This is a genomic window from Enterobacter sp. H2G27 (assembly GCF_054403075.1).
On record NZ_JBSVSI010000001.1, the window covers coordinates 1,733,929 to 1,757,850 of the forward strand.

Annotated in this window: 24 protein-coding genes; 12 read left to right on the forward strand and 12 right to left on the reverse strand. The window is 57.4% G+C overall.

The window, feature by feature from the left end; all coding sequences use genetic code 11:
- The first annotated feature begins 67 nt into the window (after window positions 1-67).
- A complete protein-coding gene (locus tag ACW9E7_RS08270) occupies window positions 68-853 on the forward strand; it encodes a MipA/OmpV family protein (RefSeq protein ID WP_458727558.1) in 786 nt (261 codons plus the stop codon).
- 37 nt (window positions 854-890) lie between these two features.
- Here the strand turns inward: ACW9E7_RS08270 and yajD are convergent, their stop codons facing one another.
- The gene (yajD, locus tag ACW9E7_RS08275; protein ID WP_023617218.1) at window positions 891-1,238 is read right to left on the reverse strand and encodes an HNH nuclease YajD; all 348 of its coding nucleotides are present in this window, start codon (window positions 1,236-1,238) and stop codon (window positions 891-893) included.
- A gap of 178 nt (window positions 1,239-1,416) precedes the next feature.
- On the opposite strand from yajD, the gene ACW9E7_RS08280 reads away from it, so the two are divergent.
- Entirely contained in the window at window positions 1,417-2,442 is a 1,026-nt protein-coding gene (locus ACW9E7_RS08280) for an LLM class flavin-dependent oxidoreductase (RefSeq protein ID WP_008500518.1), read from the forward strand.
- Window positions 2,443-2,467: 25 nt separating this feature from the next.
- Complete coding sequence (locus tag ACW9E7_RS08285) at window positions 2,468-3,415, forward strand: zinc-dependent alcohol dehydrogenase family protein (RefSeq protein ID WP_458727559.1); 948 nt, start codon at window positions 2,468-2,470, stop codon at window positions 3,413-3,415.
- 3 nt (window positions 3,416-3,418) lie between these two features.
- Here the strand turns inward: ACW9E7_RS08285 and ACW9E7_RS08290 are convergent, their stop codons facing one another.
- Entirely contained in the window at window positions 3,419-4,453 is a 1,035-nt protein-coding gene (locus tag ACW9E7_RS08290; RefSeq protein ID WP_111965717.1) for an AI-2E family transporter, read from the reverse strand.
- Window positions 4,454-4,586: 133 nt separating this feature from the next.
- Between ACW9E7_RS08290 and ACW9E7_RS08295 the strand changes: the two genes are divergently transcribed.
- The 4 genes from ACW9E7_RS08295 to ACW9E7_RS08310 all read left to right on the forward strand — a co-directional run bounded on the left by ACW9E7_RS08295 (window position 4,587) and on the right by ACW9E7_RS08310 (window position 7,799).
- A complete protein-coding gene (locus ACW9E7_RS08295; protein WP_085930315.1) occupies window positions 4,587-4,757 on the forward strand; it encodes a protein YdgV in 171 nt (56 codons plus the stop codon).
- Between the two features lie 117 nt (window positions 4,758-4,874).
- Entirely contained in the window at window positions 4,875-5,237 is a 363-nt protein-coding gene (mdtJ, locus tag ACW9E7_RS08300; RefSeq protein ID WP_458727560.1) for a multidrug/spermidine efflux SMR transporter subunit MdtJ, read from the forward strand.
- Entirely contained in the window at window positions 5,224-5,553 is a 330-nt protein-coding gene (gene mdtI, locus ACW9E7_RS08305) for a multidrug/spermidine efflux SMR transporter subunit MdtI (protein WP_024909144.1), read from the forward strand. Before mdtJ ends, mdtI begins: the two co-directional genes overlap by 14 nt.
- 83 nt (window positions 5,554-5,636) lie before the next feature.
- A complete protein-coding gene (locus tag ACW9E7_RS08310) occupies window positions 5,637-7,799 on the forward strand; it encodes a bifunctional diguanylate cyclase/phosphodiesterase (RefSeq protein ID WP_458727561.1) in 2,163 nt (720 codons plus the stop codon).
- 1 nt (window position 7,800) lies between these two features.
- On the opposite strand, the gene ACW9E7_RS08315 is transcribed toward ACW9E7_RS08310, so the two are convergent.
- The 9 genes from ACW9E7_RS08315 to puuD all read right to left on the reverse strand — a co-directional run bounded on the left by ACW9E7_RS08315 (window position 7,801) and on the right by puuD (window position 16,774).
- Entirely contained in the window at window positions 7,801-8,622 is an 822-nt protein-coding gene (locus tag ACW9E7_RS08315; RefSeq protein ID WP_127730589.1) for a trypsin-like serine peptidase, read from the reverse strand.
- 103 nt (window positions 8,623-8,725) lie between these two features.
- Complete coding sequence (ydgU, locus tag ACW9E7_RS08320) at window positions 8,726-8,809, reverse strand: small membrane protein YdgU (RefSeq protein WP_021241182.1); 84 nt, start codon at window positions 8,807-8,809, stop codon at window positions 8,726-8,728.
- 92 nt (window positions 8,810-8,901) lie between these two features.
- Complete coding sequence (gene asr, locus ACW9E7_RS08325) at window positions 8,902-9,333, reverse strand: acid resistance repetitive basic protein Asr (RefSeq protein WP_302234839.1); 432 nt, start codon at window positions 9,331-9,333, stop codon at window positions 8,902-8,904.
- Window positions 9,334-9,563: 230 nt separating this feature from the next.
- The gene (locus ACW9E7_RS08330; protein WP_458727562.1) at window positions 9,564-11,051 is read right to left on the reverse strand and encodes a carboxypeptidase M32; all 1,488 of its coding nucleotides are present in this window, start codon (window positions 11,049-11,051) and stop codon (window positions 9,564-9,566) included.
- Window positions 11,052-11,201: 150 nt separating this feature from the next.
- Window positions 11,202-12,473 carry a 4-aminobutyrate transaminase gene (puuE, locus tag ACW9E7_RS08335; protein WP_458727563.1) on the reverse strand — a complete coding sequence of 424 codons (1,272 nt, stop codon included), beginning with the start codon at window positions 12,471-12,473 and terminating at the stop codon, window positions 11,202-11,204.
- 25 nt (window positions 12,474-12,498) lie between these two features.
- Window positions 12,499-13,779: an NAD(P)/FAD-dependent oxidoreductase gene (locus ACW9E7_RS08340; protein ID WP_274243007.1), complete on the reverse strand. Its 1,281-nt coding sequence runs from the start codon at window positions 13,777-13,779 to the stop codon at window positions 12,499-12,501.
- Complete coding sequence (gene puuC, locus ACW9E7_RS08345) at window positions 13,776-15,269, reverse strand: aldehyde dehydrogenase PuuC (RefSeq protein WP_458727564.1); 1,494 nt, start codon at window positions 15,267-15,269, stop codon at window positions 13,776-13,778. The genes ACW9E7_RS08340 and puuC overlap by 4 nt, the downstream gene beginning before the upstream one ends.
- 157 nt (window positions 15,270-15,426) lie before the next feature.
- The gene (gene puuR / locus ACW9E7_RS08350) at window positions 15,427-15,984 is read right to left on the reverse strand and encodes an HTH-type transcriptional regulator PuuR (RefSeq protein ID WP_008502454.1); all 558 of its coding nucleotides are present in this window, start codon (window positions 15,982-15,984) and stop codon (window positions 15,427-15,429) included.
- A 25-nt stretch (window positions 15,985-16,009) separates the two neighbouring features.
- The gene (gene puuD, locus ACW9E7_RS08355) at window positions 16,010-16,774 is read right to left on the reverse strand and encodes a gamma-glutamyl-gamma-aminobutyrate hydrolase (RefSeq protein WP_045910614.1); all 765 of its coding nucleotides are present in this window, start codon (window positions 16,772-16,774) and stop codon (window positions 16,010-16,012) included.
- 214 nt (window positions 16,775-16,988) lie between these two features.
- Here puuD and ACW9E7_RS08360 point away from each other — a divergent pair, with 214 nt between their 5' ends.
- The 3 genes from ACW9E7_RS08360 (at window position 16,989) to ACW9E7_RS08370 (ending at window position 20,155) form a co-directional block, all read left to right on the forward strand.
- A complete protein-coding gene (locus ACW9E7_RS08360) occupies window positions 16,989-18,407 on the forward strand; it encodes a glutamine synthetase family protein (protein WP_008502452.1) in 1,419 nt (472 codons plus the stop codon).
- 181 nt (window positions 18,408-18,588) lie between these two features.
- Window positions 18,589-18,774: a YmjE family protein gene (locus ACW9E7_RS08365; RefSeq protein ID WP_418251760.1), complete on the forward strand. Its 186-nt coding sequence runs from the start codon at window positions 18,589-18,591 to the stop codon at window positions 18,772-18,774.
- Window positions 18,764-20,155, forward strand: coding sequence for an APC family permease (locus tag ACW9E7_RS08370; protein ID WP_458727565.1), 1,392 nt, complete (start codon window positions 18,764-18,766; stop codon window positions 20,153-20,155). The genes ACW9E7_RS08365 and ACW9E7_RS08370 overlap by 11 nt, the downstream gene beginning before the upstream one ends.
- A 75-nt stretch (window positions 20,156-20,230) precedes the next feature.
- On the opposite strand, the gene ACW9E7_RS08375 is transcribed toward ACW9E7_RS08370, so the two are convergent.
- A complete protein-coding gene (locus ACW9E7_RS08375; protein WP_111965727.1) occupies window positions 20,231-21,484 on the reverse strand; it encodes an MFS transporter in 1,254 nt (417 codons plus the stop codon).
- 121 nt (window positions 21,485-21,605) lie between these two features.
- On the opposite strand from ACW9E7_RS08375, the gene ACW9E7_RS08380 reads away from it, so the two are divergent.
- Both ACW9E7_RS08380 and mlc read left to right on the forward strand, forming a co-directional pair.
- The gene (locus ACW9E7_RS08380; RefSeq protein WP_115874914.1) at window positions 21,606-22,538 is read left to right on the forward strand and encodes a LysR family transcriptional regulator; all 933 of its coding nucleotides are present in this window, start codon (window positions 21,606-21,608) and stop codon (window positions 22,536-22,538) included.
- 94 nt (window positions 22,539-22,632) lie between these two features.
- The gene (gene mlc / locus ACW9E7_RS08385) at window positions 22,633-23,853 is read left to right on the forward strand and encodes a sugar metabolism global transcriptional regulator Mlc (protein ID WP_111965729.1); all 1,221 of its coding nucleotides are present in this window, start codon (window positions 22,633-22,635) and stop codon (window positions 23,851-23,853) included.
- The last annotated feature ends 69 nt before the right edge of the window (window positions 23,854-23,922 follow it).

The following is a 23,922-nucleotide window of genomic DNA, read 5'->3' on the forward strand; positions in this document are numbered from 1 at the left end:
CATACTGCGCCAACATTGTGTGGCCGCCCCCGTATCAGGAGGCGCCAGCGTCCGTATGGAGAGCAGTATGATAGCGATAAATAAAGTCCTGTATATGTCCGTCCCGCTTCTGATGGTCGTGACTTCCGGCGTGCAGGCGGATGATGGCACCGCTTCCGATTCCCTAACCGTCGGGCTGGGAGGGCAATACGCCCCGCGTTACTCAGGCTCAGACAAGCAGGTGTGGCAGGTGGTTCCTGTGCTGCAGGGACGCAAAGGCGCTTTCTTCGTTGATGCGCAAAAAGGGGTGGGGTATGACCTGCAAAACGACAGCGGCTGGTATTTCGAACACACGCTGGGCTACGACTTCGGAAGGGCTGATAAAAATTCTGGCTGGCGTGAGGGCGCAAACAATCTGAAAGGAATGGGGGACATTGATGCCACCCTGAATACCGGCCTTGCCGTCGGCTGGCAGGCCGCGCCATGGCTGAGTATGGAAGGCAAAACGACGCTGCCGTTAACCGACAGCCAGGGGGCAAGCTATCAGGCCTCCGTTACGCTGATCCCGGTACAAAATAACCAGGACACGATCGCCTTACAGTCTGCGGCCCTGTTTGGCGACAGCCGTTATCTGAATACCTGGTATGGGGTCAGCGAGCAGCAGAGCCGCCGCACCGGCTATCGCCGCTATGCTGCGCCGGGTGGATTTTACGGCGTCGACACCAGCCTGACCTGGAGCCATCAGTTTGATGCCCACTGGGGGACGGTCCTGAGCGCGGACTATACCTGGCTTGGCGACCATGCAAATGACAGCCCGATAGTGATGCGGCGCAATGAGGGGTCTGCAACCGCCGCTATCACCTGGACATTCTAAATTCGTGGATCACGATGTGAGCGAGGGGGCGAGAGGATTACTTCTTCTTATCCATCATCGCCTTTAAATCGGCAAACGGGTTAAACGTGGCGACGCCCACGTCTTTTTGCGCGTCTTCCCCGGCGACCACGGTGGTGCCGTACCGATCCGCTTCGGTGTATTTCGAATGCTCGTGATCGTGGCAAAACAGGCACAACAGCTCCCAGTTGCTGCCATCTTCCGGGTTGTTGGTATGGTCGTGATCGATATGGTGAACCGTGAGTTCGCGAAGATTGGAATAGACAAACTCGCGCGAGCAGCGTCCACACACCCATGGATAGATTTTTAATGCTTTTTCGCGATAGCCGCTTTCCAGCCGCGCGTAGTTTTTGGGGATCAAAGCCATTGCCGGTTTTACCTGCCATGAAAAGAGTGGGGAAGATTATATCCCATTATGGGGCGGAATGAAGAACCACGCTATTCTGTCAATTTATTTGATGCTTTCCGTTAAATAAACGGCATTTATTCTTATCGGGTAATGCGTAAAGTGGACAGAACGCAACGTATTATCAGGAAAAATGGTTATGAAAAAGATCGGATTTTTATCCTTTGGTCACTGGACGCCTTCGCCACAGTCGGGCACGCGCTCGGCGGCAGACACGCTGCTGCAGTCTATTGATTTAGCAGTGGCGGCTGAGGAACTGGGGGCAGACGGCGCCTATTTCCGCGTGCACCACTTCGCCCGACAGCTTAGCTCGCCGTTCCCTCTGCTGGCCGCTATTGGCGCAAAAACGAAAACCATCGAAATCGGCACCGGCGTGATCGACATGCGTTACGAAAACCCGATGTACATGGCCGAGGATGCGGGCGCGGCGGATTTGATTTCCGGCGGTCGCCTGCAGCTCGGCATCAGCCGCGGCTCCCCGGAGCAGGTTATTGATGGCTGGCGTCATTTCGGCTATGTCCCGCAGGAAGGGGAAAACGAGTCGGACATGGCGCGCCGTCATACCGAGGTGCTGCTTGAGGTGCTGCGTGGGGAAGGGTTTGCCAAACCGAACCCACAGCCAATGTTCCCTAATCCGCCGGGGCTGCTGCGCCTGGAGCCGTATTCTGAAGGGCTGCGCGAGCGTATCTGGTGGGGCGCCGGTTCCAATGCGACGGCCGTGTGGGCGGCAAAACTGGGCATGAACCTGCAAAGTTCAACCCTGAAGGACGATGAAACCGGTGAGCCGTTCCATATTCAGCAGGCAAAACAGATCCGCGCGTACCGTCAGGCCTGGAAAGACGCAGGGCATACGCGCGAGCCGCGGGTGTCGGTCAGCCGCAGTATTTTTGCGCTGATGGACGACCGTGACCGGATGTATTTCGGTGCCAGCCGCAACGACAGCGATAGCGTGGGTTACCTCGATGAGAAAACGCGCGCCATCTTCGGGCGCAGCTATGCCGCGGAGCCGGACAAGCTGGTTGAACAGCTGAAAAAAGACGAGGCAATTGCCGAAGCCGATACGCTCTTACTGACCGTACCGAACCAGCTGGGTGTGGATTATAATGCGCACGTGATTGAGTCTATTCTCAAGCATGTCGCACCGGCAATGGGCTGGCGCGAGTAGTTCCGCTATCAGCCTTGAGATCGTAATGGAAAATCTGGCCCTCTGGTATCGCCGTTTTGGCGAGCCAGAAACCGTTCTGCAACCTGAAACCACGCCCCCGGGCGCGCTTGCGCCGGGACAGCTCCGCGTGCGGATGCTGTTTTCTCCGGTGAACGCGTCCGATCTTATTCCCATCACCGGCGCCTATCGCCACCGAACCCCGTTACCGGCGATCGCGGGGTATGAAGGTGTTGGGGTTGTCATCGAGGCGCCCGCCTCGTTTAAGCATCTGGTGGGTCAGCGCGTCCTGCCGCTGCGCGGTCAGGGAACCTGGCAGCGCTATGTTGATTGCCCGGCAGAGTATGCGATACCCGTTCCGGACACCGTCGACGCACAGCTGGCCGCGCGGGCCTATATCAACCCGCTGGCGGCGCAGATGATGCTGACCCGCTACCCGCCTCGTGGAAAGCGGGTCTTGCTCACGGCTGCCGGATCGGATTGCGCCATTCTGCTGGGGCAGTGGGCGCGTCAGGCGGGGGCTGAAGCGGTGTATGGCATTCACCGTTCTGCCGTGCATGCTGAACGGCTGGAAGCGATGGGCATCACGCCTGTCGCGCAGCATGACGCAAACAGAATCGGCATCGTCGCCGCCCGTAGCGATATCGTCTACGATGCCACCGGCGGACCGCTTGCGGAAGCGATCCTCAGCGTGATGCACGAGCAGGGCATGTTTGTCTGCTACGGGCTGCTCTCCGGGCAAGCCTTCACACAGCGGCGGCCTGCGCCGCGCGTGGCGTGGTTCCATATCCGAAACGGTCTGGATGCGCTCGGCGTTGAGGCGTGGCGCGCGGAGTTCGAGCGCATCTGGCGGATGTTGCCCGGCAGTGAGTACAGCGACGTTACGGTATACCCGCTGGCGGATTGGCAGAGGGCGCTCAGCGCTTATCGTGAAGGTGGAAGGACCCGCAAGCCCCTCCTGTCGATGGAGGACTGAGCGCTATTTATGGCTCATATCGCTCAGCAGCACGGCGATACTTTGCCCGCCGGCCGTCTGTTCCAGACCAATCTTGACGATGATGGTTAGCGGGACGGAGAGCAGCATCCCAACGGGCCCGAGCAGCCAGCCCCAGAAAATCAGGGACAAAAAGACCACCAGCGTGGAGAGCCCCAGGCCACGACCCATCATGCGTGGCTCAAGAATGTTACCGAACACAAGATTGATGACCAGGTATCCGGCAAGCAGGATCAGCGCGTCATAAAGCCCGCTGAAAACCAGCACCTGGAGGATAGGGGGGATCGCCGCCAGCACGGAGCCAATGTTGGGAATGTAGTTGAGCGCAAACGCCAGCAACCCCCAGACAAACGCAAAGCGAACGTCCAGCGCCAGAAGCATCAACCAGACGACAACGCCCGTCACCAGGCTAATGGCGGTTTTCAGTACCAGATAGCGGGAAACGCTGTCCAGTGCGCGTTGAATCGCCCCCATTCCTTCGACCGGACGGACCATCATTTGCTGCAGCTTTGCTGGCAGCTGCGGCACCTCCAGCAGCATGAACACCACCGTTAAAAACAGCAGAAAAATGGAGGTCATGGCATTGGAAAGCTGCGCCAGCAGGCTGGTGACGATCGTCATCGCCGCGTTGGGGTCGATATATTTCAGCAGTTCTTCCACCGAGACTTCGATACCCGCCCGCTGCAGCCAGGGTTCTAGCTGCAGCAGGGGGATAGCCAGCGAAGAGCGGTATTTTGGCAGCGTTCGCGCCAGTTCATTGAGCGAGGTACCCAGATAAGCCACCAGCAGTACCATCGCCACAATAATGATGCTGATAAGCAGCGTGATGGCCAGCACGCGCGGAATGCGTAGCCGCGTCATGCGCTGCACCAGCGGGTTGAGGATCACCGCAATAAACAGGGCCAGAATAAAGGGCACAATAATGTCGGCGGCGAAGCGCACGCCTGTCAATATGATCACCAGCATGCCCAGCATGATGACAATTTTTAACCCGTTCAGGGTAATGATGGGTTTAGCCATGGTGACTCCGAAATTTTCTTTATATTTATAATAAAGGTGAAAGGCTTTGCAATAAACTAACCAAAATCAAACGGAGTGGGTAAAGAATTGCAAAGACTTTGAGTAAAATCCTGGCTTATGGTACAAATTCGGTGTGTTTAACTACCGAGGACAATTTTCATCCGCAAAGACGAGAAGCAACAACGCGGATAATTGTAATTTTATGGACAATATGTTCAGGACGTACTCTTCAAACAATACTGCTGTATACTCCACTTCTTTCTGCCTGCTTTCTGGTGAGCAACACTGGCGCACCGCACTATAGTCATTTCTTCTGCCTGAGCTGGCGCTAAGCGCTTAGCTGTCTGATTTCAATTCGTATTTTTGGGTTTGCTGCACGCAGCGGGCCACGATGGATTATATTCTCAAGCAGGAGAAAAACATGTTTTACTGGATTTTATTAGCGCTGGCTATTATCGCTGAAATTACCGGCACGCTGTCTATGAAGTGGGCAAGCGTCAGCGATGGCAACACCGGTTTTATTTTGATGCTGGTGATGATTTCACTGTCTTATATTTTCCTCTCGTTTGCAGTGAAAAAAATTGCGCTGGGCGTCGCGTATGCCCTGTGGGAGGGGATCGGTATTTTGTTGATTACGCTGTTCAGCGTGCTGATATTTGACGAAACATTAACAACAATGAAGGTCACCGGTTTAACGACGCTGGTCGCGGGTATTGTGCTGATTAAATCGGGTACCCGTAAGCCTGGCAAACAGCAGAAGGAGCAGAACCATGCAACAGTTTGAGTGGGTTCATGCGGCCTGGCTGGGGCTCGCCATCGTGCTGGAAATCCTGGCGAACGTTCTGCTGAAATTCTCGGATGGTTTTCGCCGTAAACTGTACGGCCTGATGTCGATTGCCGCGGTTCTGGGGGCATTCAGCGCCCTGTCCCAGGCGGTAAAAGGGATCGATCTGTCGGTGGCCTATGCGCTGTGGGGCGGTTTTGGTATCGCCGCCACGCTGGCCGCAGGCTGGGTGCTCTTCGGCCAGCGTTTAAACAACAAGGGCTGGATGGGGCTCATCTTGCTGCTTGCCGGCATGATCATGATAAAACTCGCCTGACGGTCATAAAGCCATCCTTTACAGGCAGCGAAATTCGCTGCCTGTATTACGCTTAGAAAAGCAAAACATGAAGAGGATGGCTGATGTATCGCACATTAAGCTGGCGCAATATTCCCAATGCGAGAACGTTGTTTGCCATGGTCTTTATGGCGGGCATCGGCTTAATCATCTCCGTCGTCGCACTCCTCTATCTTTCCCTGCATCTTATCAGCACCAAAACCAATGAAATTGATGAACACCGCACGGCGCTTTCCGTGCAGGGGGCTATTCAGACATCGGTTAACCGCGTCTCATCTCTGGTGCTTGACAACGCCGTCTGGGACGATGCTGTGCGGGAAGCTTACCGTCCCACGCTTAATACCGACTGGCTCTACGACACCTGGGGCACCGGCTTTAAAATTAATAACCTCTATGACGGCACCTTCGTGCTGGATGAACATTTCAACGTCCTCTGGGGATCGTTTAAAAGTCAGCCTTTTCAGGAGACGAATCTCGATTTTTTCGGTAAGGGGCTGAAAGCCCTTATTGCTCAGCACGCGCGCGCCTTATCAGGCGATAAAAATATCTATGCCGGGATCAGCAAAACGCGAAGCGGCGTCGCCTTTGTGGGCATTGGGCTGATTCGCCCAATGGTCGGAAGATTACAGGTTACCGACGGAACGCGCCGCTATCTGGTGATCACCCGTCATCTGAACGCCAGAATCTTATCCGACCTGGGGGCGACCTTTCAGATCGATAACCTTCACTTTACGCCAGATAAAGTTAACGAGATGAGTATGCCGCTGCGCAGTTCGGCTGGGGAGCTGCTGGGCTATCTGAACTGGCAGGCGCGGCTTCCGGGGGCGCAGGCCGCCCGGGCGGCATCCTCTGATATCACGCAGATTGTTGTGCTGGCATCGGCTCTGATCCTGCTCTTTATTCTGGTGAGCAGCGTGGGGCTGTACAAGCTTGCGCGAGCACAAAGCCAGGCACGTCTGGTGGCCAGAACGGACTGGTTAAGCCATCTGCCGAACCGGCGAGCGCTTATCGAGGCGCTGGATCGGGTGAGCTTACGCGGAGATATCGACGTCAAAAGCGTGGTGTTTATCGATCTGGATGGTTTTAAAGATGTGAATGATATCTACGGCCACAGCGTGGGGGACGATCTCATCGTGGCGATTGCGAAAACGCTGAGTGAACGGGTGCCGCCGGGCGGGATGCTGGCCCGCATGGGCGGGGATGAGTTTGCCATGACAATCGGCGGTGATGATGCAGAGGCCCGAGCCACCGCGTTTGCCGTTTCGGTGCTGGATTACCTCGCCACCCCGGTTCAGCTGGGGGAACGCACGATCCATATCGGGGCCAGCATCGGTATCGCCAGCGGAACTCTGATTGAATGCACCAGCTCAGAACTGTTTCGCCGCGCCGATATTGCCATGTATCACGCCAAAATGAGTGGGAAAGGGCGGATTACCCACTACGATGCGGAGCTGAACAGCGTCCGGGAACGCAAGCTGGCGATTGAAAATCAGATCCGTAGCGGTCTGGAGCGCGATGAGTTTGAGGTCTGGTATCAGCCGATCGTTGACGCCCGCACTCAGACAATGAGCAGCGTCGAAGCGTTGGTCCGCTGGCCGCGTCGCCCGGAAGGGCCGCTGGGCCCGGATACCTTCATCGCCATCGCGGAGACCAGCGGTCTGATTTACAAACTGGGCCAGTTTGTGTTGCAGCGCGCCTGTCAGGATCTCCAGCCATACGGTGACTTAAAGCTTTCCGTTAATATCTCTCCCGCGCAATTTCGCGATCCCGCCTTCGAAGACAAAGTGGCCAGCGTGCTGGAGAGTACCCGTTTCCCGGCCCACCGGCTGCAGCTTGAGGTAACGGAGAGCTATGTGCTGGAAAATCCGGATCGTGCCCGCATGGCAATAGCCAATCTTAAAGCGCTGGGTACCGCGGTGGCGCTGGATGACTTTGGCACCGGCTATTCCAGCATTGGCTATTTGCGGCGTTTTAACTTCGACACCATCAAGATCGATAAATCCCTGGCCGGGCTGGTGGACAACGATGAACAGGCAGCCGCGCTGGTGAGCGGCACGGTGCGGATCGCCAACGCGCTGGGGATGGCGGTGGTCGCCGAAGGGGTGGAAACCGAGAAGCAAATGAAACTGCTGCGGCTGGCTGGCTGCGATCAACTGCAGGGTTTTTGGTTCAGCCAGCCGATGCCGATTGAGTCAATCAGGGCACTGCATCAGGTCAGACGATGCTGATTTATTGCTGTGCCAGCGCTTCCAGCTTGTCGCGAAAACCGGTCACGGACAAGGCCCGGTTATCTGCGCGCCAGCGATCTTTCGCCGCCGGTGCAGAGCTCTGCACGCCAATCAACTGCCAGCCGTTATCTGTTTTCAGCATTAGCGGTGAGCCACTGTCACCCGGCAACGTATCGCACTGGTGCGAAAGTACGCTGTTTTGCGCCCAGCCCGTCACAATACAGTCGGTGTGGGTGTAAAGCGTATCCAGATGGTCGACAGGATAGCCGGACTGCGTCACCTTTCGGTCAGCGGCTTTCAGGGCAGCGGTGAGTGCGTCTTTGTCGCCGTCAAATAACGGCAGCGGCGTAATGCCGGAAGGGGGGTAGCGTAAAACGATCAGGCCAAAGTCCCATGAGGCGGCCGCCGGTGGCACGATCCAGCCGTCACCATCCGGCTTCAGGCGTTTGCCGAGAGACGGATCGACACGGCCTTCAATACCGTGGATTTCATAGCGCCAGGTCCCTTTTTGCGACACAAACCGCAAGGCCACCGCTTTATCCGGCTTGCCGTTTGGCGGCGTTAACAGACAGTGGCCTGCCGTCAGGGCAAGCTGAGGGGTGATCAACGTCGCAGTACATAAGTTACCGCTGGCGGTTTCCAGTTGACCTATAGCATCCCAGGGCGCCTGGGTCGGATCGGTGACGCGCGTGCGGTCGTCATGATTGAAAAAAAGCGTCTTGAGCTCTTTCGCGCTAATGGTGTCATCACCGCCATCATCCGCATGTGAGAATCCAGAAAAAAGACCAAACGTTCCCAGTAACAACACAACAGATTTACGCATATCTCACTCTGGTGGGGGGTAATTATGATTATTAAAAGTGAACCCTATGAAAATACTATAGACGGGACAGCGCTAAAGTGGGAGTAAAATCAGCGTGCTACAATCAGGAAAGATAAAAATGGCTGGCAATGAGCGCGCATAAAATAAGCAGGATCAGAATCAGCTCAAACCGATAGCGTCGCAGCATACGCCCTCCGGATAAAAAAAACGGCGCGGAACCTGTCCGGTTCAGCGCCGGTTTACCAACGTGCCCCGAAGGGCACGGTTAAGCTTGTACTCTTACGCAGCTGGCTGTGCAGCTGGTTTAGCAGCTTCGTGTTTTACTGCTTTTTTGTGATGTTTTTTAGCAGCCTGAGCTTTCTGTTCTACAGCCGGTTTGGTCGCTTTTTTGTGGTGCTTTTTAGCAGCCTGAGCTTTCTGTTCTACAGCCGGTTTGGTCGCTTTTTTGTGGTGCTTTTTAGCAGCCTGAGCTTTCTGCTCTACAGCCGGTTTGGTCGCTTTTTTGTGGTGCTTTTTAGCAGCCTGAGCTTTCTGCTCTACAGCCGGTTTAGCGGCTTTATGATGTTTCTTGTGATGGACAGTTTTTGCTGGCGCCGCGGTGGTCGTTGCAGCAGGTGCCGCAGCAGCCGGTGCAGCAGTGGTTTCAGCAGCGAACGCAGCAGAAGACAGACCCATAGCAGCGGCAACAACCAGAGCTAATACTTTTTTCATGTTCATACCCTCGAATTTGGTTTTTCATTTAACCCCACTGCGGGGCCGTTGAAATAACTATATCCCTGTAAATTCGGGGTTTCCGTGAGTGATTGGTATCGGCGTGTAACCATATGTACATTGCCGGGGTCCTGCTCAGACGGCTCCCTCTCCCATGAGGGGGTACGGGCTGGGGTGAGGGGGAACATACGGCTCTTTTACCTGAGGTCCCTCACCCCCGGCCAAACAGATTACAAATAACGGGAGGTCAGATGCTCGTGGAAGTAACGGATATTCAGATCTTCACCCGTCGCCTGGGTGATTAACTGCGACGTGCTGAAGCGACTGCCGTGCTGCCAGATGTTCTGGCGCAGCCACTCAAAGAGTGCGGAAAAATCGCCCTCAGCGATGGAGGCCTGCAGACCCGGAAGCGCCGTTTTCGCGGCGTGGAACAGCTGTGCGGCATACATGGCCCCCAGCGTATATGACGGGAAGTAGCCAAAACCGCCGTCGGTCCAGTGGATATCCTGCATGCAGCCGTTGCGGTAGTTGTCTTTGGTGGACAACCCGAGCCAGGCCTGCATTTTCTCGTCCCACAGGGCGGGAATATCGTCTACCTCAATCTCGCCGTTGATCAGCGCCCGCTCAATCTCATAGCGCAGCACCACGTGTGCCGGGTAGCTCACTTCGTCCGCATCGACGCGGATATAGCCCGGCTTCACGCGCTGGTTCCAGGCAATAAAGTTCTCTTCGCTGAACGCCGCCTGGCTGCCAAAACGGGCGTGCACCGCAGGGAGAAGATGTTTGAGGAAGGCTTCACTCCGTCCCAGCTGCATCTCAAAGAACAGGCTCTGCGATTCATGGATCGCGGTTGAGCGGGCCAGCGCAATCGGCTGTCCTGCCCACGCGCGCGGCAGGTTTTGTTCGTAGCGCGCGTGTCCGGTTTCGTGGATTACGCCAAACAGCGCGCTGAGCAGTTCATCCTCGTCGTAGCGCGTGGTGATGCGCACGTCTTCCGGTACGCCGCCGCAGAACGGGTGCGCACTCACGTCGAGGCGACCGCCGTTAAAATCGAAGCCGAGCATCTTCATGGCTTCCAGGCCCAGTTCACGCTGTGTTGCCGTCGGAAAGGGACCCTGCGGGGGAATAAATGACCGCTGAGCCTGTTTTTCCACCACGCTTGCCAGCAGGTCCGGCAGCCAGGACTTCATGTCGGCGAACAGAACGTCCAGACGCGCGCTGGTCATGTCGGGTTCAAAAATGTCCAGCAGCGCGTCGTACGGCGTACAGCCTTTGGCTCCAGCCCGCAGGCGAGCCTCTTCGCGGCTGAGTTTAACCACCTCTTTCAGGTTGGCGGAAAAGCCCTGCCAGTCGTTGGCGGGGCGCTGAGTACGCCAGGCGTGTTCACACCTGCTGCCCGCCAGGGATTTGGCCTCCACCAGCGATTCCGGCAGCAGGGTCGCCTGCTGGTAGTGGCGCGTCATTTCGCGCAGGTTGGCCTGTTCGACGTCATTCAGATCTTCTCCTGCCGCCGCGGCTAACAGGTCGCCGACTTTTTTATCGGTCAGGATCTGGTGCTGCAGGACGCTCATCTCCGCGAGTGCTTCACCGCGCGCGGCGCTGCCGCCGGGCGGCATCATGGTGAACATGTCCCAGCTGGCGATGGAGGAGAGGTGCGAGAAGCGGGAGAGACGCTGGAAGGTTTTGACAAGTGACTGATAGGCTGATGTTTTTTGCAATTCTTATTTCCTCATGCCGGGGATGTGTTTCAGGGAGCATACAATGAAACGGACCAAATTCCCCAACATTTCCCACGCGGAGGAAATCTGTTCCGATCTCCTCCGTTGAAACCGTCCCCGGCATTCCGGGAGACGGTTTTCGGTGGGCACTCAGGACTTATCGCGCATAACCTGTTGCAGGATCGCCAGCGCCTGGTTGAACTGGGCATCCGGGATGGTCAGCGGATAAAGGAAGCGGATCACGTTGCCGTACTGGCCGCAGATCAATAGCAGCAGGCCCTGAGCGAGCGCCTTTTGCTGGATCGCCTGCGCGATGGCGGCTGAAGGTTCACGGCTCTCGGGGTCAAAAAACTCCGCCGCAATCATCGATCCTCTTCCCCTTATCGCCACGAGCGCAGGGAAGGTGCCCTGAATCTCCTCCAGCGTGGCTTTCAGCCGATCGCCCAGCTGACGGGCGCGCGCGCACAGCGACTCGTTGTCGATAATCTTCAGCACCGCGTGCGCGGCGGCCACCGCAAGCGGGTTGCCGGCATAGGTTCCCCCCAGGCCGCCGGGAGCCGGCGCGTCCATGATGTCGGCGCGACCCACCACACCGGACAGCGGCATTCCGCCTGCCAGGCTTTTAGCCATCGTCATCAGGTCGGGTTTGTCCGTGTAGTGTTCCATGGCAAACAGCTTACCCGTACGGGCGAAGCCGCTCTGCACTTCGTCGGCAATCATCACGATCCCGTGCTCATCACAGATGCGGCGGATGGCGGCCACCAGCTCTGGTGGGGCGACGTTGAATCCGCCTTCACCCTGGATGGGTTCAAAAATAATCGCCGCCACCTGTTTCGCCTCAATATCCGCTTTGAACAGGCGCTCTATTGCCGTGATGGCATCCTGCGTCGTGATGCCGTGCAGCTCGGAGGGATACGGCACGTGATAAACCGACCCCGGGAAGGGACCAAATCCGAGCTTGTAAGGCGCGACCTTGCCGGTTAACGCCATGGTCATATAGGTTCGGCCGTGAAAACCTCCCCCGAAGGCAATCACGCCCGGTCTGCCGGTGTGGGCCCGGGCGATTTTAACGGCGTTTTCCACCGCTTCCGCGCCCGTTGTGAAGAACGCCGTTTTGGCCGGGCTCTGCACCGGGGCCAGCTCGTTAAGCTTTTCGGCTAATGAAACGTAGCTTTCATACGGCACAATCTGGTAGGCCGTGTGGGTGAACTGGTGAAGCTGTTTTTCCACTGCGGCCACCAGTTCAGGATGGCGATGGCCGGTGTTCAGTACCGCGATCCCGGCGGCGAAATCAATATAGTCGTTGCCTTCCACGTCGGTAAGCGTGGCATTCTCCGCCGTGCGGGCAAAGAAATCACACATTACGCCTACGCCGCGCGGGGTGGCAGAAAGTCTGCGCTGATGAAATTCCTGGTTACTCATGTCAGATACCCTTTTGTCGAAACGATCATACGCCAAGACGATCGCGCAGGCTGTAGTACGCCGCGCCCATCGCCGTAAATGGAATCCGCAGGCTGCGGCCGCCCGGGAAGGGGTAGTGCGGGAGGTTAGCAAACGCATCAAAGCGCTCTGCGTCACCGCGCAACAGTTCCGAGATCAGCCGTCCGGCCAGGTGGGTGCAGGTCACGCCGTGGCCGCTGTAGCCCTGCATGTAATAGATGTTTTTATCCAGACGACCAAACTGCGGCATACGGGACAGGGTCAGCAGGAAGTTGCCCGTCCAGCGGTAGTCGATTTTGACGCCTGCCAGCTGAGGGAAGGTTTTCAGCAGCTTTGGCATCACCAGGCGCTCGACATCGTCCGGATCGCGCGCGCCATACACTACGCCACCGCCGTACAGCAGGCGGTTGTCGGCGGTGAGACGGTAGTAATCCAGCAGGTAGTTACAATCTTCCACGCAGTAGTTATTGGGGATCAGCGTGCGGGCGACCTCTTCCGCCAGCGGGGCGGTGGTTACAACCTGGGTGCCGCAGGGCATGCTGCGTTTTGCCAGTTCCGGTTCGATCTTATCGCCGAGATAGGCATTCCCGGCGACGATCACGTAGCGGGCCGTCACCTGGCCATGCTGCGTGCTCACCACGGCCGGGCTGGTGTGCTGAATGGCGGTCACCGGGGACTGTTCATACACCCGCCCGCCGTTCAGGCGAATGGCGTCCGCTTCGCCGATCGCCAGGTTCAGCGGATGAATATGCCCCCCGCTGCGGTCCAGCAGCGCGCCGGTATAGCGTTCGCTGTCGACCTCCCGGCGGATGGCGCTGGCGTCCAGCAGCTCCAGCTGCGTGTTGCCGTAGCGTTCCCAGTTGGCTTTTTGCTCCTCCAGCGTCTCCAGCTGCTTATGGTTTAGCGCCACAAACAGCCCGCCGGGACGATAGTCGCACTGGATCTGATAGCGCTGGATGCGTTCCCGGATGATTTCCCCGCCTTCAAACATCATGCTCCCGAGCATTCTGGCGGCATCGGGGCCGTAGTTTTTCTCGATCACGTCGATATCGCGGCTGTAGGAGTTAACCAACTGGCCGCCGTTGCGTCCGCTGGCGCCGAAGCCGATGCGCGCCCCTTCAAGGAGCACCACGTCATAGCCCATTTCGGCGAGATGCAGCGCGGAGGAGAGGCCGGTATAGCCGCCGCCCACCACGCACACGTCACAGCTGATCGACTCGTTAAGCGTCGGGAAGGGTTCGTAAGCGTTCGCGCTGGCCGCGTAGTAGCTGGTGGTATGTTCGGTCATGATTGAGGCTCCAGGGCAATCCAGATGGTTTTCAGTTCGGTAAATTTTTCCAGCGCATGCAGGGACTTATCGCGACCGTTGCCGCTCTGCTTATAGCCGCCAAAGGGTACGGTCATATCACCGTCGTTATAGTTATTGACGAAGACCGAGCCGGCCTTCAGGCGGCGGCTCATGCGGTGCGCGCGGGAGAGATCGCGGGTCCATACCGCTGCGCCAAGCCCGTATTCACTGTCGTTGGCCAGCGTTAAGGCTTCCTCTTCGGATTTAAAACGGGTGACGACCAGCACCGGCCCGAAAATTTCTTCCCGGCACAGCGGGGAGGCGGGGTCGATGTCGACAAAAATGGTTGGACCGACAGCGGAAGGCCATGATTGTTCCCGCCCGTCCAACAGCAGCGTGCCTTTCCGGGTTCCCTCGCGAATGAACGTGTGGACGGTATCGGCGTGCGCAGCGTCGATGAGCATGCCCATCGTGCTGTCCGGGTCGAGCGGATCGCCCGGCTGCCAGTGACGAGCCTGCGCTTTTAGCCTGGCCAGGAACTCATCGGCGATGCTGTCTTCGAGCAGCAGACGGGTACCGGCGATACAGACTTGCCCCTGGTTATAAAAAATCCCGGCGGCGGTCGCGCTCACGGCCTTGTCCAGGTCAGGACAGTCGGCAAAGATAATGTTGGCGCTCTTGCCGCCTGCCTCCAGCCAGACGCGCTTCATGTTGCTTTCGCCTGCGTCCTTCAACAGCTGCTTGCCGGTATGGGTAGAGCCGGTAAACGTCAGCACCTCGACCTCCGGATGCAGCGCCAGCGCCTGGCCCGCTTCGTGGCCGTAACCGCTTATCACGTTCAGCACGCCGTCCGGCAGGCCCGCCTCTTTCGCCAGCCCGGCCAGCCGCAGGGCGGTGAGGGGGGATTTCTCCGACGGTTTCAGTACCACGCTATTACCCGCGATCAGCGCCGGGCCCAGCTTCCAGCAGGCCAGCAGCAGCGGGAAGTTCCAGGGGACGATGGCCGCGACAACCCCGATGGGCTCGCGCACGATCATCGCCAGCTCGCCCGGCCCCGTAGGCGCCACTTCGCCGTAGACTTTATCCGCCACTTCGGCGTACCAGCGAATGGCGCGCGCCGCGCCGGGAATATCGTCGCGCAGGCTGTGGCGGATGGGTTTACCGGTGTCCAGCGTTTCCAGTAAGGCCAGCTCTTCGCTATGGCGTTCCATCAAATCGGCGAGCGTATTTAGCACGGCCTTGCGCTGCGCCGGAGACGCCTGCGACCAGTCACCGCGCTCAAATACCTCGCGCGCGGCCTGAACCGCGCGGTCCACGTCCGCCTGCTTGCCCCGGGCGACGTTCGCCAGCGTCTGCCGGGTCGCGGGATTGACGGTTGCAAACGTGGCATTATCGGCGGCGTCACAATAGGCACCGTTAATAAATAACCGGGTCTCAATGGCGCTGTTTTTTGCTTTATCCTGCCAGTAAGTCAGGTGCTGAAAATGCATATTCACTCCTTTCTTTCGCAATCAGATAAATAAAGGCATGGCCGTTTCAGGCAATACGAAGCCGTGGGGCATCCCGGGAATTAACCCGTTAAATGCCGACATTGATCGTTTTTATATTTCCCGGCGTAAGCGCGCTTACGCCGGGACTGAGTGGTAATTAGAACGTGGTGGGGGTGTGGGCACTGATAATGCGGCAGATGCCTGCCGAGGTGTTGCTGAAGCTGTGCGGTATGCCGGTATTGATGGCATAGCTTTGCCCCGCAACCAGGTGATATTGCTGGCCATTGATGGTCAACAATATTTCACCTTCCAGTATCGTACCGATCTCCTCACCCTGGTGTTTGATCCTCTCTCCGGTCGTGGTTCCAGGCTGGTAAGTTTCAAAAATCATCGCCAGCGTACGGTTCGGATTTCCGTTATGAACCAGCTTCATCGAAACCCCCTGACTGCCTATTTCGATAAGGTCTTCCTGATTAATAACCACCTGCGGTTCATCAGGTTTTTCCGGTTCCGAAAAGAATTCCGAGAGCGACAGCCCATAAACTTTCAGCAGCTTTTGCAGCGTACTGATAGCAGGACTGACTTTGTCCTGCTCAATGGTGCTGATGGCACTGTGTGTTAACCCAGACAGTTCGGCGGCACGCCGCTGCGAGAGACCCAGCTGTTGGCGGATCTCAGACAGACGTTTCCCTGGCGCCAGTCCGTCATCGCTCATAGTTGCATTTCCTTTACGGTAGTGGTCAAAGCCGCTGCTTCTCGGCAATGTGGCTTTGACAGGCGGTGATAAAACCTTCAAACAACATACGGGACAGGGCGTACTCGCTGCTGTTCCATTCGGGGTGCCATTGCACGCCGAGGGCAAAAGGGTGGTCATGAACGCTGACCGCCTCGACCAGCCCATCCGTCGAGCGGGCCTCCACGCGAAGCCGTGGTCCTAACGTCCGTGCACCTTGCCCGTGTAACGAGTTTACCCAAAATGTGTTACAGCCTGGTATTAATTGAGACAGCAGTCCTCCCTCCTGAACCTGAACTTCATGAGACGGAGCGTATTGTAGCTCAACCGGCAGTTCAGGATCTTCCCGGTGCTCGAGCAGGTCGTTCTGCTCGAACAGGCGGCGATACAGCGTCCCCCCCGTCGCAACAACCAGCTCCTGCAGCCCCCGGCAGATGGCGAAAATGGGGATGCGCCTTTCGAGCGCGGCGGCAATCAGCGCCATACTCAGAAGATCTCGCCCGGGATCGGCGTTAGGCTCATCGCCGTTTTCACCATAAAGGTGCGGCTGCACGTTACTTGGGCTGCCCGGAAGGTAAATCCCGTCCAGGGTTGGGAGCAGAGCGGTAAGGAGCTCTGGCTCTGCCAGCGCATGCGGTAAGGCAATCGGTAAACCCCCCGCGTTAATAATGGCATTCAGGTACTTTTCTTGCAGGGTCTGGGTCTCATGACCCTTAAGCCTGTTTCTACACATCACCACGCCAATAACTGGCTTGTTCATTATATTTTCCATGATCGCCCTCACAAAGTGGACTAAATTTAGGCCATTTTCGCCTGATAAACGGCCTTTTCGTTCAATATTTTCTCAATCTAGCAACGAGATCTGCCTTTTGCAAACTTAATTTAACATTTGACAAACAATTTATTTGCATACAGATTCGATAGGGTGGACATTATATTTGACAGTCCAGAGCAGCGAACGCAAATCCCAAAAACGGTGGTAAATCATGGAAACCAATATCGTAGAAGTTGAGAACTTTGTGCAGCACACGGATGAGAGGCGGGGCAGCGCCTTTACGCAGGAAGTGAAGCGCTATTTAGAAAAGTATCCTGACACCCAGTTTATTGATGTCCTCCTGACCGACCTGAACGGCTGTTTTCGCGGCAAACGCATCCCGGTTGCCGGACTGAGCAAGCTTGAAAAAGGCTGCTATTTCCCGGCATCGGTTTTCGCCATGGACATTTTGGGTAACGTCGTGGAAGAGGCGGGCCTGGGACAGGAACTCGGCGAGCCGGACTGTATCTGCGTGCCGGTACCGGGCACCCTGACGCCGTCCGCCGCCGACCCGGAATACATTGGTCAGGTGCAGCTCACCATGGTCGATGAAGATGGCGCTCCCTTTGACGTTGAGCCGCGGAACGTACTCAACCGACTCTGGCAGCAGCTGCGCCAGCGCGGCCTGTTCCCCGTGGTAGCGGTAGAGCTGGAGTTCTATTTACTTGACCGTAAACGCGATGCCGACGGCTATCTGCAGCCACCCTGCGCGCCGGGCACCGACGTGCGCAACACGCAGAGTCAGGTCTACTCGGTTGATAATCTGAACCACTTTGCTGACGTGCTGAACGACATTGACGAACTGGCGCAGCTGCAGCTGATCCCCGCCGACGGGGCAGTGGCTGAGGCCTCTCCGGGCCAGTTTGAGATAAACCTGCACCATACGGAAAACGTGCTCGATGCCTGCGATGATGCGCTGGCGCTAAAACGTCTCGTCAGGCAGATGGCGGAAAAACATAAGATGCACGCCACGTTTATGGCAAAGCCGTATGAAGAGCATGCGGGCAGCGGGATGCATATCCACATCAGCATGCAAAACAACCGAGGTGAAAACGTGCTCGCAGATGCCAACGGCGAGGATTCCGCGCTGCTGAAACGCGCGCTGGCCGGGATGATCGACCTGATGCCTGCGTCCATGGCGCTGCTGGCACCGAACGTCAACTCCTACCGCCGTTTCCAGCCGGGAATGTACGTGCCGACGCAGGCGTCATGGGGGCACAACAATCGCACCGTTGCCCTGCGTATCCCCTGTGGCGATCGCCATAACCATCGGGTCGAGTACCGGGTGGCGGGCGCTGACGCGAATCCGTATCTGGTGATGGCGGCGATTTTTGCCGGCATTTTACATGGCCTGGATAACGATTTACCCCTTCAGGAAGAAGTGGAAGGCAATGGTCTGGAGCAGGACGGACTGCCGTTCCCGATCCGTCAGAGCGATGCGCTGTGGGAATTTATGCAAAACGATAGCCTTCGCGAGCGGCTGGGCGAACGCTTCTGCCACGTCTATCACGCCTGCAAAAACGATGAATTGCTGCAGTTTGAACGCCTGATTACCGAAACGGAAATTGAGTGGATGCTGAAAAACGCCTGATCACGTGCCCCGGTATGGGGCCGCTTTGTTTCATCTGACACGTATCACCAAACGGCCTGCGCGGAGCCTGGCCTGACTGTTCGCTGGCACGCCAGCTTTCTCCCGGGAGTCGCGTTATGGAGCGCAGGCGGCACAGGGATTTTCTTAACGACACTGTGTGACGAGGTAGGAAATGATGCAGATGTTCAACTATCCGCAGGGCGAAGGGGGCCAGTCAGGCGCCTGCTGTGAGTGCGAGCCAGAGACGGTGCGCTGGTACGATCGCGTGTGTTCTTTACAACTTCCCCCTTTGCTAAGCAGGTTTGCGTTAAGGACAGCGCGATTGCAAACCACGGTAAGCATGGGGGGGACGGTTTATGGCGACTAACACCTCTCTTGACTCGCCGCGCATGGCCGGAAGAACCCGGCTGCGCAGTTCCCTTAAGCTCTGGCAGGTGGTCATGATGGGGCTGGCTTATCTCACCCCCATGACCGTGTTTGATACCTTCGGCATTGTGTCCGGTATCAGCAACGGCCACGTGCCCGCCTCGTATCTCCTGGCGCTGGCTGGCGTCATGTTTACCGCCATCAGCTACGGTAAACTGGTACGACAGTTCCCGGAAGCAGGCTCTGCGTATACCTACACGCAGAAATCGATCGGCCCCCACTTAGGCTTTATGGTCGGCTGGTCATCGCTGCTGGACTATCTCTTCCTGCCGATGATCAACGTGCTGCTGGCGAAGATCTACCTTTCCGCGCTGTTCCCTGAAGTCCCGCCATGGATCTGGGTGGTAGGGTTTGTGACGATCCTGACGCTGGCGAACCTGAAGAGTGTGAATCTGGTCGCCAACTTCAACACCCTGTTTGTGCTGGTGCAGATCGCCATCATGGTGGTGTTTGTCATCCTCGTGGTGCACGGACTGCATAAGGGGGAGGGCGTTGGCACCGTCTGGTCGCTCCAGCCGTTTATCAGCGAGAACGCACACCTGATCCCGATTATTACCGGCGCGACTATCGTCTGCTTCTCTTTCCTCGGCTTTGACGCGGTCACCACGCTCTCGGAAGAGACGCCAAACGCGGCGCGGGTGATCCCTAAAGCGATTTTCCTCACCGCTCTGTATGGCGGGCTGATATTCATTGTTGCCTCGTTTTTCATGCAGCTCTTTTTCCCGACGATCGCGCGCTTCAAGAACCCGGACGCCGCGCTGCCGGAAATCGCGCTGTACGTGGGCGGCAAGCTCTTCCAGTCGGTGTTTCTGTGTACCACGTTTGTGAATACGCTCGCTTCAGGCCTGGCCTCGCACGCCAGCGTCTCGCGCTTACTGTACGTGATGGGGCGTGACAACGTGTTTCCGGAGCGGGTGTTTGGCTACGTGCATCCGAAATGGCGTACGCCGGCCCTGAACGTCATTATGGTTGGGATAGTGGCGCTGTCGGCCCTGTACTTCGATCTCGTGACCGCGACGGCGCTGATCAATTTTGGCGCGCTGGTAGCGTTTACGTTTGTTAATCTCTCGGTGTACAACCATTTCTGGCGGCGTAAGGGGCTGAACAAAACGTGGAAAGATCGGTTCCACTATCTCCTGCTGCCGCTCATCGGTGCCGTCACGGTCGGCGTGCTGTGGATAAACCTCGAAGCGACCTCCCTGACGCTTGGCCTCATCTGGGCGGCACTGGGTATCCTTTACCTGACGTGGCTCACGCGCCGTTTCCGCAAACCGCCTCCGCAGTTTGAAGCCGGTAAGATAGAGCAGGCCTGGGATTCCTGAACGTGAAACGGCACCAGTACGCTGGTGCCGTTTTTGTGGATGGAGCGTCTTAACGGACATCAGCCCGCAGGCGTATTATCTCAGACGTTTATGAAGACTTGCGCCAACCAGCAGCGCGGCGCACAGCATCAGCGCGATAAACCCGCCCACGCCGTTCCAGCCGTAGTTATGCCAGAAGACACCGCCGAGCGTCCCGGCGATGCTGGACCCCAGGTAATAGCTAAACAGATACAGCGACGATGCCTGACCTTTGGCGCGACGGGCGCGCGGTCCAATCCAGCTGCTGGCGACCGAATGCGCGGCGAAGAACCCCGCGGAGAAGAGCAGCATGCCGGCAAAAATCAGCCACAGGGAGGAGAAGAGCGTCAGCAACAGGCCGACCAGCATCATCGCCGTGAAGAACAGCATGACCGGACCGCGGCCATAGCGTGCGGTCATCGCCCCGGCCTTCGGCGAGCTCCAGGTGCCGGTAAGGTACGCCACGGAAAGCAGGCCGACCACCGCCTGGCTCAGATGCCACGGCGAGAGCATCAGGCGGTAGCCAATATAGTTAAACAGCGTGACGAACGAGCCCATCAGCAGGAAGCCGGTCAGGAACAGGCGCGGCAGCCCCTTGTCGCGCCAGTGCAGACGGAAATTGATAAACAGCGTTTTCGGACGCAGCGATGTCGGGCGGAAATGACGCGATTCCGGCAGAATTTTCCAGAACATCAGGGCAGATGCCAGCGCAAAACACCCGATGACTGCCAGCGCAATACGCCAGTTAAAGAAGTCCGTGAATACCCCGCTCAGCAGACGTCCGCTCATTCCGCCAATCGAGTTCCCGCTGATGTAAAGCCCCATAGAGAAGGCAACAAAGCTCGGGTGGATCTCCTCGCTGAGATAGGTCATCCCGACCGCCGCCACGCCGCTGAGCGAGAGCCCAATCAGCGCGCGCATCACCAGAATACCGTGCCAGCTGGTCATCATGGTAGAGAGTAACGTACAGACCGAGGCCAGCATCAGCGCGGTTACCATCACCGGTTTACGGCCAATGGCGTCGGACAGCGGCCCGGTAAAGAGCAGGCCAATCGCCAGCATGCCGGTAGAAATAGAGAGTGAAACGCTGCTGCTGGCAGGCGATACGCCAAACTCATGGGAGAGAACGGGCAGGATCGGCTGTACGCAATAGAGCAGGGCGAAGGTTGCCAGACCGGCGGAAAAGAGCGCCAGCGTGACGCGCATAAATTGGGGTGTACCACGTTTAATGAACTGAACCGGCTGCGATGCTGCGGGTAAATCATTGATATCTCTTGCCGGATCGATATCAATAGTAGTTGTACGACTCACACAGTTTCCTTGCTTAAACATCCCCGTGATTTCTGGTGACGGGTATGACCACCTGTTAAGGGTAGGAAAATGTAAATATTCTGTCTAATATATTAATAATCTCAAATGATACTTTAGAAATATGAATATCGAGCTGCGTCATCTCCGCTACTTTGTCGCCGTCGCCGAAGAGCTGCATTTTGGCCGCGCGGCGGCACGGCTAAACATCTCTCAGCCACCGTTAAGCCAGCAGATTCAGATCCTGGAGCAGCAGGTCGGGGCGCGCCTGCTGGCCCGCACCAACCGCAGCGTGAGCCTGACGGCGGCGGGTAAGCAGTTTCTGAACGACAGCCGACAAATTCTGAGCATGGTCGATGACGCCGCCGCCCGGGCAGAACGGCTCTATCTCGGGGAAGCCGGAGAGTTGCGCATCGGGTTTACCTCGTCCGCGCCGTTTATCAGCGCCGTCTCGGAAACCCTGTCGTCATTCCGCCGCCATTTCCCGGATGTTCACATTCAAACGCGCGAGATCAACACCCGCGAGCAGATCGCGCCGCTGAATGAAGGCTCGCTGGATCTGGGGCTGATGCGTAATACCCAGCTGCCGGACTCGCTGGCGTGGGAGGTGATCCTGCGCGAGCCGCTGATGGCCATGATCCCTCACGATCACCCGCTGGCGTCGCGTCCGGCGGTTTCGCTGGCAGAGCTGGCAAAAGAGCCGTTTGTCTTTTTTGACCCGCAGGTTGGAACGGGTCTGTATGACGATATTCTGGGGCTGATGCGCCGCTACGATCTTGCCCCGGTCATCACCCAGGAAGTCGGGGAAGCGATGACGATTATCGGCCTGGTCGCCGCCGGGCTGGGCGTCTCTATTCTTCCAGCCTCCTTTAAACGGGTACAACTGCGCGAAATGCGCTGGGTAACCATTGCCGAAGAGGATGCCGTTTCAGAGATGTGGCTGGTCTGGTCAAAACATCGCGAACAGAGCCACGCCGCGCAGCGCTTCAAACAGCAGTTGATGAACGCCTCCGCCGGGCAGCATTTTCAGGCAAAAGTGGGCAAAAATGTGCGGTAAATCACATGGCTAAGTAAATATTTGACGGCAACCATACAAGTGCTTCACCATAGCCAACAGTTTATTTCGAAGCTCGAAAATAAGGGAGTACGAGGTGGTCGCGGATAGTCAGCCAGGGCATATTGATCAGATTAAGCAGACCAACGCTGGCGCGGTGTATCGCCTGATTGATCAGCTTGGTCCGGTTTCGCGTATCGATCTTTCGCGCCTGGCACAGCTGGCACCTGCCAGTATCACCAAGATAGTCCGCGAGATGCTGGAAGCGCACCTGGTTCAGGAGACGGAAATTCAGGAGCCGGGCAGCCGTGGCCGTCCGGCCGTTGGGCTGGTGGTGGAAACGGAAGCCTGGCATTACCTGTCGCTGCGCATCAGCCGCGGCGAGATCTTCCTTGCGCTGCGCGACCTGAGCAGCAAGCTGGTGGTGGAAGACCGTCTTGAACTGCCGCTCAACGCCGAGGAGTCGCTCCTTGAGGCGATAGTCTCGCACATCGATCGCTTCTTTATCCGCCATCAGCAGCGCCTTGAACGCTTAACGGCGATCGCCATCACCATGCCGGGTATTATTGATACCGAAAATGGTATTGTTCACCGCATGCCGTTCTACGACGATGTGAAAGAGATGCCGCTGGGAGAGGTGCTGAAAAACCATACCGGCGTGCCGGTCTATATTCAGCATGACATCAGCGCCTGGACGATGGCGGAAGCGCTGTTCGGCGCGTCCCGGGGCGCGCGGGATGTGATTCAGGTGGTTATCGACCATAACGTCGGCGCGGGGGTGATTACCGACGGACGGCTTCTCCACGCCGGAAGCAGCAGCCTGGTGGAAATCGGACATACCCAGGTCGACCCTTACGGCAAGCGCTGCTACTGCGGGAACCACGGCTGTCTCGAGACCATTGCCAGCGTGGAAAGCGTGCTGGAACTGGCGCAGGTCCGGCTCAGCCAGTCCATGAGCTCCTCGCTGCACGGACAGCCCTTAACGGTGGATTCTCTCTGCGCCGCCGCGCGCCAGGGCGATCTGCTGGCGAAGGACATTATTACTGGAGTAGGGAATAACGTTGGCCGCATTCTGGCCATTATGGTGAACCTCTTCAACCCGCAAAAAATCCTCATTGGCTCACCGCTGAGCCAGGCGGCGGAAATCCTCTTCCCGGCGATCTCGGCCTGTATCCATCAGCAGTCGCTTCCCGCCTACAGCAAAAATATTGCGGTAGAAAGCACCCAGTTTTCCAACCAGGGCACGATGGCAGGCGCGGCGCTGGTCAAAGATGCCATGTATAACGGCTCGCTGTTGATCCGCCTGCTACAGGGTTAACTCTTTTCCGCTGATGTAAGAAAAATTGCGCTATCTCAAGCCGGGTAGCGCATGCATCCCGTAGACTTC

Excerpts from the sequence above, each read along its gene's own strand:
- ACW9E7_RS08270 (WP_458727558.1), top strand. The coding sequence starts at position 68 with ATGATAGCGATAAATAAAGTCCTGTATATGTCCGTCCCGCTTCTGATG.
- yajD (WP_023617218.1), bottom strand. The coding sequence starts at position 1,238 with ATGGCTTTGATCCCCAAAAACTACGCGCGGCTGGAAAGCGGCTATCGC.
- ACW9E7_RS08280 (WP_008500518.1), top strand. The coding sequence starts at position 1,417 with ATGAAAAAGATCGGATTTTTATCCTTTGGTCACTGGACGCCTTCGCCA.
- ACW9E7_RS08285 (WP_458727559.1), top strand. The coding sequence starts at position 2,468 with ATGGAAAATCTGGCCCTCTGGTATCGCCGTTTTGGCGAGCCAGAAACC.
- ACW9E7_RS08290 (WP_111965717.1), bottom strand. The coding sequence starts at position 4,453 with ATGGCTAAACCCATCATTACCCTGAACGGGTTAAAAATTGTCATCATG.
- mdtJ (WP_458727560.1), top strand. The coding sequence starts at position 4,875 with ATGTTTTACTGGATTTTATTAGCGCTGGCTATTATCGCTGAAATTACC.
- mdtI (WP_024909144.1), top strand. The coding sequence starts at position 5,224 with ATGCAACAGTTTGAGTGGGTTCATGCGGCCTGGCTGGGGCTCGCCATC.
- ACW9E7_RS08310 (WP_458727561.1), top strand. The coding sequence starts at position 5,637 with ATGTATCGCACATTAAGCTGGCGCAATATTCCCAATGCGAGAACGTTG.
- ACW9E7_RS08315 (WP_127730589.1), bottom strand. The coding sequence starts at position 8,622 with ATGCGTAAATCTGTTGTGTTGTTACTGGGAACGTTTGGTCTTTTTTCT.
- ydgU (WP_021241182.1), bottom strand. The coding sequence starts at position 8,809 with ATGCTGCGACGCTATCGGTTTGAGCTGATTCTGATCCTGCTTATTTTA.
- asr (WP_302234839.1), bottom strand. The coding sequence starts at position 9,333 with ATGAAAAAAGTATTAGCTCTGGTTGTTGCCGCTGCTATGGGTCTGTCT.
- puuE (WP_458727563.1), bottom strand. The coding sequence starts at position 12,473 with ATGAGTAACCAGGAATTTCATCAGCGCAGACTTTCTGCCACCCCGCGC.
- ACW9E7_RS08340 (WP_274243007.1), bottom strand. The coding sequence starts at position 13,779 with ATGACCGAACATACCACCAGCTACTACGCGGCCAGCGCGAACGCTTAC.
- puuC (WP_458727564.1), bottom strand. The coding sequence starts at position 15,269 with ATGCATTTTCAGCACCTGACTTACTGGCAGGATAAAGCAAAAAACAGC.
- puuR (WP_008502454.1), bottom strand. The coding sequence starts at position 15,984 with ATGAGCGATGACGGACTGGCGCCAGGGAAACGTCTGTCTGAGATCCGC.
- puuD (WP_045910614.1), bottom strand. The coding sequence starts at position 16,774 with ATGGAAAATATAATGAACAAGCCAGTTATTGGCGTGGTGATGTGTAGA.
- ACW9E7_RS08360 (WP_008502452.1), top strand. The coding sequence starts at position 16,989 with ATGGAAACCAATATCGTAGAAGTTGAGAACTTTGTGCAGCACACGGAT.
- ACW9E7_RS08365 (WP_418251760.1), top strand. The coding sequence starts at position 18,589 with ATGTTCAACTATCCGCAGGGCGAAGGGGGCCAGTCAGGCGCCTGCTGT.
- ACW9E7_RS08370 (WP_458727565.1), top strand. The coding sequence starts at position 18,764 with ATGGCGACTAACACCTCTCTTGACTCGCCGCGCATGGCCGGAAGAACC.
- ACW9E7_RS08380 (WP_115874914.1), top strand. The coding sequence starts at position 21,606 with ATGAATATCGAGCTGCGTCATCTCCGCTACTTTGTCGCCGTCGCCGAA.